This is a genomic window from Occallatibacter sp. (assembly GCF_035317045.1).
Lineage (GTDB): Bacteria > Acidobacteriota > Terriglobia > Terriglobales > Acidobacteriaceae > Telmatobacter.
Genome location: NZ_DATHHT010000042.1, coordinates 85,224 through 97,986 on the forward strand (window position 1 = coordinate 85,224; position 12,763 = coordinate 97,986).

Below are 12,763 nucleotides of genomic sequence, written 5' to 3' on the forward strand. Positions count from 1 at the left end.
TTTTTCAGTCCACCCGCTCGACCAGCAACACCTGCTCGTCGTTATCGATCTCGTGGAACTTGACTTCAATGATTTCGCGGCTGCTGGTGGGGACGTGGCGGCCGACATAGGTGGCTTCGATGGGCAGCTCGCGATGTCCGCGATCGATAAGGACCGCGAGCTGCACGCGTCGCGGACGCCCGTGATCGAAGAGCGCATCGAGAGCGGCGCGAATGGTGCGGCCTGTATAAAGCACGTCATCGCAGAGCACGACGTCGCGGCCTTCCACTTCGCAGCCGAGAGCGCCGGGCGTGACGACGGGGCGCACACCGGCTGTGGTGAGATCGTCGCGATAAAACTGGATGTCGAGCGTGCCAGTGTCGACGGGGCGCTTCTCAATGCCGGCGATCAGCTTGCCCAGGCGCTCGGCCAGGGGCGCGCCGCGCCGCTTGATGCCGATCAGCGTCAGGTCTTCGCTGCCGTTACTCTTCTCCACAATCTCGTGAGCGAGGCGCACCAATGTGCGCTCAACCTCCGAGGCGGACATCAGCCTGCCCTTCACGCGCAGGGCGGCTGCATTTGTTTTTTCGGTCATAAGCACTCTCGAACCGCGATTCAGGAAACTACAGCAGAAGCATTGTTGAGCCGGAACGCTCAGGGGTATGGAACCGTCATGGAGGCGCCGTCGTGCAAAGGGCGGCCCTTAGGCGGTTTCTGTGGTTTCACCTTTATCCCTCGCCGGATGATAGAAGGCTTGAGGGTTAAGCGGCAAGTTGTGGAGAAGTGGACGAGGTCAGCAGGGCTCGGCAATTTTCCATCAAATAACTAACGGAGATAGCTCCCCGACTTTCAGCCAGGGTCAATTCAGCCCGACGCGGCGCACCAAATCCTGAAAGCGCGGGTCCCCGCGCAGAGGATCATACAAAGGGAAGACCTTGATATAAATCAAAATATTGGATTGTTCCCGGTAGGCCTGCTCAAACCACTCAAATGCCTCATCGTTGTCGCCGAGCCCCAAATAAGCATGTACAAAGGCACCGGCAGGAACGTAGCCAGTCTGCTGGCGTTTTTTCAGTTCTCCAAGGAGCCGAAGTGCATCCGCTCGCCGACCGGCGTGGGCATACGCCCAGATCAGCGCACTGATAACCCCTGGGCTCCTGTTCGTAGCAGAGACCGCCTCCTCCAACTCAGGGATTGCCTTATCGGCTTGATGGTTGCCAATAAGCGCCCATCCAAGAGGCCAGAGGGGCAATCTGTCGTCCGGTCTTACCGTCAGAACATCTCGGAACTCGCGTATCGCCTCGTCATAGCGATGTGAGTTGAACAGAGTCCACCCGATGGTGTGGCCGGAAGTTCCGAGAGGGTCAAGGTCGCGGGCGCGGCGGGCCCACGCCAGCGCCTCCTCCGTACGTCCATGGCACAATAGCCAGTCAGAGAATCCTTCGTGCGCGACAGCATCGTTCGGATTCAAATCGAGGGCGCGCCTGTATTCCGCCTCGGCCTCGGCCCACTTCCACTGTCGCACGTAGATGTTTGCCAGCTCAACGTGTGCATCGGCGAGTTCGGGATCTAACTCGAGCGCCTTTTGCGCGGCGCTTATCACCTTGGGACGCGTTTCAGCGGGGGGAGCGCCTACAAAAACCGTGCCGAGGCTCGCGTAGGCGTCGGCCAGGCCGACGTAGGACGGCGCGAATGTCGGATCCTTCCTGATCGCTTCGCCAAACCAGGCAATCTGTTTTTCGACCTCAGCCCTGCTGTTGCCTTTGGCGGCCAGACCCTTGAGATAGCTCTCATATACCTCCGGCGAAACAGAACGGGCGGTGACAAGCCTGGCGCGCTCTTCGCCGGTGACCGTAACCTCCACTTTTCGGGCGATGGATTGTGCCACGTCGCTTTCCAAGGTGAGGGCGTCACCGAGTTCCCGGTCGTAGGACTCAGACCAGAAGTGCTCGTCGGTTGATCCACGAATTAACTGTGCGTGCACCCGGATCCGCTGGCCGTCCCGAACCACGGATCCCTCAACGAGCGCATCCACTCCAAGCTTCCTGGCAATCTCCGGCGTCGAGAGGTGGGTGTCTTTGAATTGCATCACCGATGTGCGGGAGATAACACGCAGGCCCCGAATCATCGATAGACGTCCGATCACTTCCTCGGTCATGCCGTCGGCAAAATATTCCTGTGCGGGATCGCCGGAGAGGTTCTTCAGAGGCAGTACGGCGATGGAGGTGATTTTGGGAGCTTTCGCATCAGCCGGGCGTCTCCGGGTGAGGATGTACGTTGTGACTGCGACCAGTAGAAGCAAAGACACTGCTCCAACAAGAAGCCACTTGCGGGCATGCCAATTCCTCTGTCCGCGAACGATTTCGGCAACAGGCACTCTCTCAGCCGTTTGATCCTTCTCCTCGTCCACGAGTCGAAGGTTTGGGGGCTGTGACGGGCCACCGGGCTCCGAGGCGATCTTCTGCCCGTTCGTGGGGGCGGTCGATGCTTCGGAGTTGGGCGTGGCCGTCCGGTTTTCTTCTTGGAGAGGAGTGACCGGCGCAATGAACCGGTATCCTCGAGTCGGCACAGTTTCGATGATCTTCGAATCTCTGCTGGTGTCGCCCAGCTCCCGCCTCAGGATCGCGATCGTTCGTGTGAGCGTATTCTCCTCGACGAAGCTATTCGGCCAGACGCTTTCCAGCAGTTCCCGCTTGTCCACCAGGTGTCCCGCCCGCCGGACCAACAACGTCAGCACACGCAAGGCCTTTGGTTCCAGTGCGACGCGCTGTCCGCTGCGGCTGAGGAAAAACTCTCCCTCACTCAGCTCAAAATCCAGGAAACGGTAGCTCGGCATAGCTGTCCACAGAAACCTCAGGAAACCCTCACAAAAGCATAGCCGGAAAACAACGACTTTCGCGCCCGCTGCCGCAACAATGTCGCTTACCACTGGCCGAGGGCCGTGGAAATCAGGAGGAAGCACAATGATGAGGATGCATGGTGGCGCGAGGAAATGGATTTTTGGCCTGTGCATGTTGATGGCGACTCTGCTGTTCGGGCCTGCTGTCGCGAAAGCCGATCCAGTCCTGGATTGGAACGTAATAGCGATCAATACAGCCGTCGCGAATGGCCAGAACCCGTTCGCCCAGGCGCGCGATGCAGCGATTGTGCAGCTCGCTGTCTTTGAAGCCGTCAACGCCGTCACTGGCGACTATCGATCGTATATCGGGAACATCGATGCGCCTCGCGGCGCCTCAGCCGACGCAGCTGCCATCCAGGCTGCCTATCGGGTGCTCGTCACCTATTTTCTGCCCAGCAAGCCCACGCTCGATGCTGCACTCGCGAACTCGCTGGCCTCGATACCGGACGGCAAGGCCAAGACTGACGGCATCGCGACGGGCGAGGCCGCAGCTAGTACCCTGATCGCTCTTCGTTCCAACGACGGCTCGTCGCCGGCGCAATTCAAGACACCCGGTCCAGCCGTTCCAGGCGAATGGCAGGCTACAGTGAGTTGTCCAATTGTGAATGGAGTCGCGTCGGGAATCGCCTTTCAATGGCAGAACGTAACCCCGTTCGGTATCCGGAGCGCGAAGGACTTTCTCCTCGGTCCGCCGCCGGCCCTCAGGAGCAACGAATACGCGAAGACATACAACGAGGTGATGACGGTGGGAAGCCTCGACAGCTCTGAGCGGCCGCCCGATCGGTCAGATGTCGCGACCTACTACGCGGCCACTTCGCCAACCCAGGCCTTCAATCAGGCCGCAAGGCAGATCGCGCAGGAACAGAGGCGTTCGCTGTCAGAGAATGCCCGGGCTCTTGCCCTCATCAACATGGCGATCAACGACAGCCTGGTCGCTGCGTTCTTCAACAAATACCACTACAACTTCTGGCGCCCCGAAACCGCGATTCACGCAGGTGACACGGACGGCAACCGGAAAACCGAAGCCGATCCGAACTTTCAGCCCTTCATCGTGACCCCATGTTTCCCGAGCTATCCCTCAAACCACGGGAGCGCAGCCAATGCGGCAGCCGCGGTCATGAGGCGTCTCTACGGCGAAGCTGGACATTCGATGACGCTGTCAAACCCCGCCGTGCCCACCATCGTCCTGCAGTACACTTCGTTCAAGCAGATTACCAACGACATCAGCGATGCTCGTGTTTACGGCGGCATCCATTTTCGAACCGACCAGGACGCAGGAGCGGTGCTGGGGCTGGCTATCGGCAAAGAAGTCTACAAGCACAACCTGCGCCCGGTGCACGATGACGACTGGGATGATGACCACGACGATGACTGAGTGATCAGGTCGAAAACGATTCACCGTTCGCGTCATGCGGTACGCGATTGTGCGGTCTCGTTGCCCGAAAGCGAGACCGCACATGGTCCCGAAGTGTTGTTCTCCAGAGCCTGGACGACGCATCCGAAGAGCCACAGGATGGCGTTCAGTCATTCCAGTGGTTTGTGCTCATCCCACCCTTCGGCCAAAAGAGGCGAAGGGTGGGCCCCACCATTCTTGCGAGATAAAAGGTGACCCGCTTGCAGGCCGTTCGTTGAATTTATTTCGGTGCTTGCGGGGGCGGAGTCTGGCTTTCGCTGGTCGGCGGCACGATGCCTTTGAGTCGCATGTAGGTCACCATATTCCCATAGTGCTCATCGGTGTGTGCTGTGTTCAGCGACAGCAAAGTGAGCCTCGCGAGGTTGAAGTTGAAGAACTTCACCATCTCGCTGCCCTTGGCATCCGTCATGCCGCCGAAGGCCTTGTTGCAGTACGCAACCGCGTCTTTTACCGCAGCCACAAGATCGGCCTTGGAGGTCTTCGTTTTCTCGATGTCTTTCGATGGATTTGCTTCACCGGATGCCTGCGCGCAGAACATGTAGTTGGCATCGGCTACGTGGCCAACCAGTTGGCCGAAGCTGCGAACGTCCGGTGTCGGCTTGAAGGAGTAGTTTTCTTCCGGCATTTTTTCAGCCCCGCGGACTACCGCATTGCTTAAAAACCCATAGAGTCCTTTTTCGCTCAGGGTGATCGGATTTGCGAGGGGAGCTGCCGGCGCTTGCGGCTTGTCCTGCCCGAGCAGAGTTAGTGGCGCAATTGCCACCATCGCAAAGAAACAACAACGCATTTTGTTCACTGAAAACCTCCGGTGAAATGATGCCACATCTCGAACGGCTTAAATACCGGAAAGTGTTCTATGCGTCCGAGGTCGGCTCAGGCAGGTCAGGCAGAATCGTGAGCTGGTTAGATTTTCCAGAATCCGGTTGGATTGGGCAATTCGCAATTCAGGTCGCAGGAACCCAGTCAAGAAATGGCCCCTGCACCGGAAAGCTCCCAGCTGGGGTGGTAACGAAAAGACGTCCGCCGTATTCCCGTCCGGACAGAATTATAGAATCGGGCGCGGCAACGGGATGCTCGTTCTGCGCATAGGCTCCGTTGTTCAGGACCATCAACAGCGGCAACTGCAAGCCCATCGAAAGCCAATTGCGCATGGCAATATTCCCTCTTCGTTCAGAACACCACCGGATGCGGGATGAGAGATTCATCGCAACACGTAGCGATATTAGTCGAGGAATTCGTAGGGAATTGGCAGACTGGGACACTTCCCAGAGTGTGACAGTCGGCGCACCTGGTTTAGTTTCGGGCGTTGGGTGGCAACCCTCTACTAACCGAATCGTCGCAAGAGAAGTGAAGCCGCCGGTTTGGATTCGAATCCGAGATGTTCGCTTAAGCCTCAGGCCGTCGTTTGCGTCCCTGGATGCGCGCGCCGAGGGCGCCTCCGCCGACAGCAAACAGCACGAGGAAGGCGCAGTTGACCCCGATGGAAAGCGCCCAGATTCCCGCATGACCTTCCGGTGAAGCGAGCCACGCCTGCACCTGTGCGAGCGATGCCTGCACCTGTGCGGCATCCGGCCCGGACATGCTGGAGATCGATTCATGCGTCTTTTGCTCGAATGTGGTGAGAAACGCCGAATAGAGGACGTCAATCTGTCCCGATTGGTGGAGAAACACGCGCTCAACGAAGAGCCAGATTCCGCTGACACCAAACGTGACCCATCCCGCGATCAAACCGGTAACGAGGCCGATGCGTGCACCGGCGCCGATGGTGATCCATGCCGGCCGCTGGCTGCGCATGTACAGCACCACCGCCCACGCTGCGGCTCCAGTCATCCAGAAGATGCCCAGCGCGCTGAGTGGGGAAACTCCCGAGGAGAGCAGGCCAGCCGGGACTGCAAGCGCCAAGGCCGCGCGCATGCCCGGCTTCCAGTCGATGGAACTGGCATCGCGCATCGGCTCGGGCCATCGTTCAGTGGCAGGTGGTATGGTGCTGTCGCCCTCGGCGCTATAGACAAGCTGAGGCAGTCCGCAGGCAGGGCAATAGCAGCTCTCCGCCGGAACAGATTGATGACAGCGATTACAGGTAATCTCCATCCTGAAACAAGCCTAACGCATCGGGCTACCGGAGCGAGGAATACGCTCTACGGGAAGCAGCGACCAAGGGATGGGTTTGCACGCACGGGTTAGGTTGGCGGGAGCAACTGGAAATGGGATTGCCCGCCGCACAGAAGACTGAATTCATGACACCTTTTCGGCGTCCTGGCGGCGATGGGGAGCATGCGGCAACCGCCGCACGACCATCATGGAAGCGTACCAACGTCTCCTGCATGCGCGGCAGCGAACCGGATATTTGAAAGCGAGAAGGTGAAGCGTATCGGCCAAGCGAAAGTGTGCCTGACGCAGACTGCTTGAACCGCATTCATGGCAATAGAGAGACATCTGAGCCTCCGGACTCCGAGACGTGGCTGGGAGGAGATGATGCCAATTCAGTGTGACACAGGGCGATCTCAGCTTGATTAAAAAAACGGCAATGCGCGAAGGTCCCGTGCCCCCAAGAATTGGAGATTAAATCAAGAAACCGAACAGGTTACCGGTCGGAGGCGGTATGCCCCTGTTTTGCCAGCCACGCCTCAACGGTGTCCTCTGCCGCTTGGACGGCTTCTTCGAGAGAAAGGTTGGTTGAGTCCAGCAGAAATGCATCGGGCGCAGGCCGCAGGGGGGAGTCGGCGCGATTGCGGTCACGCTCGTCGCGGGCCCTGAGGTCGCGAATCACTTCTTCGGGCGGAGGAACTGGTTTTGCGCTGGGGTGACCGCTTTGGCCAATCTGGTCGTAACGACGCATGCCTCGCACCTCGGGCGCCGCGTCGAGGAAGATCTTGACTTCGGCATTGGGAAACACGACGGTTCCTATGTCGCGACCTTCCATCACCACACCGCCTTGCGCGCCCATCTCCTGCTGACGCTTCACCATGGCAGCGCGGATCGGGGGGAACACGCTCACGCGCGATGCGGCATCGGTAACGGTCTGGTTACGGATTTGGCCGGTTACGTCTTCACCGTCGAGCAGGACCCGGTTTTCGTCCTCGCCGGGCTCGAGCTTGATCTCTGTTTCAGCGGCGACACGCTCAAGGGCCCCTGGGTCGTCCAGAGGAACATCGAGGCGCAGCGCCTTCAGGGCAAAGGCGCGATACATCGCGCCTGTCTCCAGGTTGAGCAGGCCGAAATGGCGAGCCAGATGTCGTGCGATGGTACTCTTCCCCGCACCAGCCGGCCCGTCGATGGCAACTACAAAGTTTCGTTTCAGTTTCGAATCGGGAGTCTCGTCCGCCCTCATCCGCGCTTCTTTGTCCCCTGCTTGCCGCGGCTGTTAAAGAAACGCTTGCCGCTCGTCCCGGATCGTCCTGCTGCTGCCAGCGTGGGACGGCTTTTGCGCACAGGGCGCGCTTCTTTGCGTGCCGATGACGACTTCGCAATCGGCTTCACGCTCTTGGCGCTTGCCGCGCGCTTGGTCCACGAGGGTGCTGCTGACTTGCCATTGCGGTGGGCGCCGTTACCGTTTGAAACGCGCGACGAGGGTGCTGTCGAGCGTGTGCCGTTGCGCGAGGGAGCATGTGTGCCATTGCCGTTGCGCGAAGGAGCATGTGTGCCATTGCCGTTGCGCGAGGGAGCATGTGTGCCGTTAGACTTTCCGTTCTTGGCGGCGCCCCAGCGCGTGCCTGCAGAAGACCGAGTGCTCGGTGTGCGGCTCGAAGTGGGCCGTGCCTCAGAACTGCGGCGCGCTGTCCGTCCGTTGGAGGCTGACGACGCCGGCCTGCCGGCACCGGTTGATTTGCGATCGTGCCCATTCGAAGAGGTGCGGTTGAAATGCGGCCGCGCGGCATTGGAAGTCCCATTGGTGGATCCGTTGGACGTTCCATTCGCGGAGGGTCGGCGCACAGGTGTGCGCGGAACATGGCTTTCTGCCTGAACGGGTTGGTCGACGTGAATCGGAGGCGCCGCTGGCTGCGGAACAGGCATCGGCTGATGTGCGCGCTGCAGCGAAATGGCTGGGCCGTGCGCTTCCTCATCACGCTCGAAGGAGCGCAGGAAGTAAGCGGAAGCCGGCATGGACGAGCTGGCGTACATGGTCGAAACCGGCTCGAATTCCGGCAGCGTGCCTGCTACGTAGAAGTGCGGTGCATGGCCCAGCGAGATGGTGTGCACCTGGCGCGTTGCCACCAGACCGCGGATGACTTCGCGTATCTTGCTGCGTGCCGTCAGAGCGGCCAGGAAAAGCTCTACATCTTCCATGCTGGCAGCAATCACAGCCTGGAGGTAGATGGAGGCAAGTACTGAGATCGCCGTAACCTGCGACGTGGAAGCGCCCTCGGCAATCGCGCGCTGAAAGCGGGTGCGGAGGAGCTGCCATTTGGCGGCCTGCCCCTTGGCTGCGATCACCGGAATGATGCGCAGCTGCTGCCAGAGTTCAGTAATGGCTCGTACGACGGCCGACTCAGACACTTCGCGCCCAAGAGCCTGCTTCAGGCGGGAGACGTTTTCATCGCCGCCCTCAAGCTGCTTGTAGACGTGAACGGCGAGCTGCGAAACCTGACGCGAGCCGGTAAGTTGCGGGCTGCGGCGCCAGTCGCGATCGCCACGAAGCGCATACACGTAGGGCAGAACCCAGGCAGCGACCACGAAATCGGGCTGCTCGCCCGGTTGGCCCTGCAGGTTGAGCCTTACCGCAACTCCCTCATTTTCAAGACGGATCAGGAGGTCTTCCGCGATGGCAACGATCTTCTGATCCGGCGTGGCCTCCGGCCGTCCCGCTACAGCCTCAACAAAAGAGGGTGCGACGGCAGAGGAGAATTGACGCCTCGGCAGAAAAAGACAAAGTCCAGTTTCTTCCAACCACGTACGGGCTTCGTCCAAGGTAAGTGTTCCAAGGCCGTTTTGGCGCATTCTTTCGGCGCGCGCTTGTAGTAATTGCTCCGATGTCAAAGAAAAACCTCACTTCCGGGTCGGGCGCTAAGCCCCGGCAACCTCACGTAAAGCGGAGGAATGCACCCAAGTTCTATCTTAAATGCCTTTTAAATTCGATGGAAGGCCCGCTGAATGTCCTTCCAGGAGTACAGCAGAGCTATCGGACGGCCGTGGGGGCAACTCGTTGGATGCTCGGTCTTTGCAAGTTCCAACAATAGCCACTCCATTCGCTTCGGGTCAAGGGGGGTGTTGATCTTGATGGCGGAGTGGCATGCAATGGACGCGGCGATGCGGGTGCGGAGGGATGTAAGATCCTGATTCAAAGAGGCTTCGCTCGGGGCCTCGGATTGCTCGATGACTTGGTGGAGCATCCGTTCGAGAGCCGCGCCCTCCAAACCCACCGGAGCGGCCTTGACCGCAAGTGTTTGAGGGCCAAAGGGTTCTACTTCGAAGCCATTTTGCTCAAGTTCATGAGCAATTTGTGCAAAAATTACCATCTGCCAGGGTTTCAGCTCCACCAGAAGGGGCATGAGGAGGCGCTGACGCTGGACCTTTTCCACCTGGCGATCGCGCAGAATCTTCTCAAAAAGTACACGTTCGTGTGCCACATGCTGGTCGATGATCCAGAGGCCCTCATCTCCGGTTGCGAGGATGAAGGATTCTTTCAGCTGTCCCAGAGGCCGGAGGGAGCCGAGACGGTTGAGGTTGGCGGCCGCCTGCTCGGCTTCGACCTGGGCTGTTGCGGACTGCGCCGATTGCACGCTGGAGGCGTCGTCGGCATCGTTCGGTGAACAACCGAGATGGCCGGCGGCATCCATTGGTGGATCCATGAGGGCCGCGGCGACTTCGCGCATGGTTTGTTGTTCGACGCGCGCGGCGATTTCGCGCTCGCCGAAAGGAAGCCTGCCCGGGACCGGCGTGAGCGGGCGTGAGGTCAGGCGAAAGGTCTCAGCTTCTGAGGCGAGGACTGCACCCCCGTCGCTGTCGGGCGGCATGTCGGGCCGCGAATCTTGGGGGGCACCGGGAAGGCGCGAGATGGGCACAGGGATCAGCGAGGGCGTCGCAGCGGGGGATGAATCGAGCGCGGCCATGAACCCGGCGGCTGGGCGCGCGGCGATCAATGCATTGCGCAGGCTGTCGCGCACAAAGTCGTGAATCAGCGACTGCTGGCGGAAGCGCACCTCGGTTTTTGCGGGATGAACATTCACGTCCACCTCTTCGGGCGGCATCTCTAGAAACAACAGCACCACCGGCGAGCTGGTGGGCGGAATGATGTTGCGATAGGCCTCGGCGATGGCGTGCAGGAGCAGGCGGTCGCGGATAAGGCGCTTGTTGACAAAGATGTAGATCGAGTTGCGATTGAGTTTCTGCAATTCCGGCTTGGAGTAGAAGCCGGAGACACGAATCGCGCCTGGCGCGCGCGAGGGTTGGTCGGGATCGCGCTTCCACGGCGGAGGCTCCGGCAGGCCGGCGCGGTCGAGTTGCGTTTCGGCGGCTACGGGAAGCAATTGCGCGAGCGTGTCTTTGCCGAAGATCTGGTAGATGCGCTCGGCGGGTCTGCTGACGGGAGGCGCGGAGACGAGTGTGTGTGTGGCGGAGACGAGTTCAAAATGCTTTTCAGGATGAGCGAGAGCGTAATGCGTGACAAGCGCGGTTACATGAGAGAGTTCGATCGACTCGGCGCGAAGAAATTTGCGGCGTGCGGGAGTATTAAAGAACAGATCGGACACAGAAATGGTGGTGCCGCGGGGCAATGCGGCGTCATCGACGTGGAGGATTTTGCCGCCTGCAATTTCGAGATGCGTGCCGGGGCCATCTTCACCAGTGGATGTATCGAGCGCAACGCGTGCGACAGAAGCGATGGACGGGAGAGCTTCTCCGCGAAAGCCGAGGGTGGCAATCGAGAGCAACTCGTCGGCGGTGCGGAGCTTTGAGGTTGCGTGACGCTCGAACGCGAGGAGGGCGTCGTCGCGATTCATTCCCTGTCCGTCGTCGGCGACGCGGATGAGCTTGCGGCCGCCTGCTTCGACTTCGACACGGATGCGGTGGGCGCCGGCATCGAGCGCGTTTTCCAGCAGCTCTTTGACGACGGAGGCAGGGCGATCGACTACCTCACCGGCAGCAATCTGGTTTGCTACCTGGTCGGAAAGAACACGAATGCGCCCCATAAGAAAAGGGTATCAGGGACGCAACAGCGGGGAATAGGGATTAGGGAACAGGGAGTAAAAAGCAGAGAGCCAGAAGCGTCTGCTTCTGGCTCTCGAGGATCGAGATTCTCGCTACTGTAATTGTGTGGCGGGGGAGGACTCTTTTTGCATCTCTTCGAGGCACGTCCAGGCGCGATCGCCGTCTGAGCCTCTCACGGGAGCCAAATTGCAGATGGCGAAGCAAAGATTCGCGAGCGCGAAAGTGGTCGACACGTGCCAGAACAGCAGAAGCAGAGCGACATTGGTAAGTGGACCTGCGAGCGCGACGAGCATATTCTTCATCGGCGGTCCGGATTCGCGCACGATGTACATGCCCTTCATGCACATGCCAATACTCTTCACCCTGATGCCGACCATCAGCGATGTAACGAGGTGTCCAAATTCATGGAGCACCATCGCAGAAATGCCGAGGAACATTGTTCCAGCCAGCGAGAGCAGCCAATGGGTAAATAAGTAATTCATATAAACAAGCTCCCGTACACTTTCATCTGATGTGCTTCGACCACATCTGGATGTACGTACATCGACACTGGATCGTTCGAAATGTGTGGGAATAAAGAAGTAACAATGGAAAATGGTTACGTGCGGTGTGCGAAGGTGATTACTACGCGGTTTGGGTGCTACAGAATACGTGAATCCGCGATGAACACGATTGTGATGGTGAATCAACGCTGACTTGCACGCGGAGTCTCAGCAGATCCAGACGCCGCCCGGCCAAAAAAATGCGGCGAGAATGCCGACCGCATCGAGTGCGAATGAAACGAGAATGCGAAAGGTGATGATTCCTCCGCGCGTGTTGCTCGAAAGTGGAAAACCCCGACATCAACCAAAGCAAAAACCACACTCTCCTACGCGAATCGGGACGAGCAACGCGAAGAAGGTACGGGGTTCGAGGCCGGGGTTCCCTGGGAAGAAGGAGGGACCGGCGAGCGTTCCTGCGCTGCCGAAAACGAGAGGGAACAAAAAATGCCGCGCGAGGCGGCATTTTGAATCTTCGCGGTGTGGCGAACTTTAGATGCCGACGCCGAACTCGGTCGACTGCCGATTGCCGGCGTTCGAGTAGAAATCGTAGGGCGTGCGCTTGTTGAATTTATAGCGCTGGCGAATTTCGCGGCCCACGTAGAGGCCAAGGGCGGCAACGGCCATGCCGACGGAGACCCAACCAATGACCTTGAGGGTCTTGCTGTCGTCTTGTTCGTCGAGGAGCGTCAGGTTGCCGGTTTCTGCTGACATGGCGTGAATCAGTCTCCTGGTATCGATGATAGCCCAACTCTGGTTTGACGTATCCCACCGGAGTGAAGTGAG

11 protein-coding genes are annotated in these 12,763 nt (G+C 59.3%); 1 reads left to right on the forward strand and 10 read right to left on the reverse strand.

Going from position 1 to position 12,763, the window contains the following annotated elements; genetic code table 11:
* Positions 1-4: 4 nt before the first annotated feature.
* Positions 5-574, reverse strand: coding sequence for a bifunctional pyr operon transcriptional regulator/uracil phosphoribosyltransferase PyrR (pyrR, locus tag VK574_RS21450; protein WP_472801926.1), 570 nt, complete (start codon positions 572-574; stop codon positions 5-7).
* Positions 575-838: 264 nt separating this feature from the next.
* On the reverse strand, positions 839-2,815 hold the full coding sequence (locus VK574_RS21455; RefSeq protein WP_472801927.1) for a winged helix-turn-helix domain-containing tetratricopeptide repeat protein: 1,977 nt from the start codon (positions 2,813-2,815) through the stop codon (positions 839-841).
* 127 nt (positions 2,816-2,942) lie between these two features.
* Between VK574_RS21455 and VK574_RS21460 the strand changes: the two genes are divergently transcribed.
* A complete protein-coding gene (locus VK574_RS21460) occupies positions 2,943-4,253 on the forward strand; it encodes a vanadium-dependent haloperoxidase (RefSeq protein ID WP_472801928.1) in 1,311 nt (436 codons plus the stop codon).
* A gap of 259 nt (positions 4,254-4,512) precedes the next feature.
* Here the strand turns inward: VK574_RS21460 and VK574_RS21465 are convergent, their stop codons facing one another.
* The 8 genes from VK574_RS21465 to VK574_RS21500 all read right to left on the reverse strand — a co-directional run bounded on the left by VK574_RS21465 (position 4,513) and on the right by VK574_RS21500 (position 12,691).
* Positions 4,513-5,079, reverse strand: coding sequence for a DinB family protein (locus VK574_RS21465; protein WP_472801970.1), 567 nt, complete (start codon positions 5,077-5,079; stop codon positions 4,513-4,515).
* A 157-nt stretch (positions 5,080-5,236) separates the two neighbouring features.
* A complete protein-coding gene (locus tag VK574_RS21470) occupies positions 5,237-5,443 on the reverse strand; it encodes a hypothetical protein (protein WP_472801929.1) in 207 nt (68 codons plus the stop codon).
* A 235-nt stretch (positions 5,444-5,678) separates the two neighbouring features.
* The gene (locus tag VK574_RS21475) at positions 5,679-6,242 is read right to left on the reverse strand and encodes a hypothetical protein (protein ID WP_472801930.1); all 564 of its coding nucleotides are present in this window, start codon (positions 6,240-6,242) and stop codon (positions 5,679-5,681) included.
* 634 nt (positions 6,243-6,876) lie between these two features.
* Complete coding sequence (cmk, locus tag VK574_RS21480) at positions 6,877-7,623, reverse strand: (d)CMP kinase (protein ID WP_472801931.1); 747 nt, start codon at positions 7,621-7,623, stop codon at positions 6,877-6,879.
* On the reverse strand, positions 7,620-9,200 hold the full coding sequence (locus tag VK574_RS21485; protein ID WP_472801932.1) for a hypothetical protein: 1,581 nt from the start codon (positions 9,198-9,200) through the stop codon (positions 7,620-7,622). The genes cmk and VK574_RS21485 overlap by 4 nt, the downstream gene beginning before the upstream one ends.
* Before the next feature lie 158 nt (positions 9,201-9,358).
* On the reverse strand, positions 9,359-11,419 hold the full coding sequence (gene mutL / locus VK574_RS21490) for a DNA mismatch repair endonuclease MutL (RefSeq protein ID WP_472801933.1): 2,061 nt from the start codon (positions 11,417-11,419) through the stop codon (positions 9,359-9,361).
* A gap of 111 nt (positions 11,420-11,530) precedes the next feature.
* Positions 11,531-11,920: a zinc metalloprotease gene (locus VK574_RS21495; protein WP_472801934.1), complete on the reverse strand. Its 390-nt coding sequence runs from the start codon at positions 11,918-11,920 to the stop codon at positions 11,531-11,533.
* 549 nt (positions 11,921-12,469) lie between these two features.
* Complete coding sequence (locus tag VK574_RS21500; RefSeq protein WP_472801935.1) at positions 12,470-12,691, reverse strand: hypothetical protein; 222 nt, start codon at positions 12,689-12,691, stop codon at positions 12,470-12,472.
* Positions 12,692-12,763 lie beyond the last annotated feature (72 nt).

Excerpts from the sequence above, each read along its gene's own strand:
- pyrR (WP_472801926.1), bottom strand. The coding sequence starts at position 574 with ATGACCGAAAAAACAAATGCAGCCGCCCTGCGCGTGAAGGGCAGGCTG.
- VK574_RS21455 (WP_472801927.1), bottom strand. The coding sequence starts at position 2,815 with ATGCCGAGCTACCGTTTCCTGGATTTTGAGCTGAGTGAGGGAGAGTTT.
- VK574_RS21460 (WP_472801928.1), top strand. The coding sequence starts at position 2,943 with ATGATGAGGATGCATGGTGGCGCGAGGAAATGGATTTTTGGCCTGTGC.
- VK574_RS21465 (WP_472801970.1), bottom strand. The coding sequence starts at position 5,079 with ATGCGTTGTTGTTTCTTTGCGATGGTGGCAATTGCGCCACTAACTCTG.
- VK574_RS21470 (WP_472801929.1), bottom strand. The coding sequence starts at position 5,443 with ATGCGCAATTGGCTTTCGATGGGCTTGCAGTTGCCGCTGTTGATGGTC.
- VK574_RS21475 (WP_472801930.1), bottom strand. The coding sequence starts at position 6,242 with ATGCGCGATGCCAGTTCCATCGACTGGAAGCCGGGCATGCGCGCGGCC.
- cmk (WP_472801931.1), bottom strand. The coding sequence starts at position 7,623 with ATGAGGGCGGACGAGACTCCCGATTCGAAACTGAAACGAAACTTTGTA.
- mutL (WP_472801933.1), bottom strand. The coding sequence starts at position 11,419 with ATGGGGCGCATTCGTGTTCTTTCCGACCAGGTAGCAAACCAGATTGCT.
- VK574_RS21495 (WP_472801934.1), bottom strand. The coding sequence starts at position 11,920 with ATGAATTACTTATTTACCCATTGGCTGCTCTCGCTGGCTGGAACAATG.
- VK574_RS21500 (WP_472801935.1), bottom strand. The coding sequence starts at position 12,691 with ATGTCAGCAGAAACCGGCAACCTGACGCTCCTCGACGAACAAGACGAC.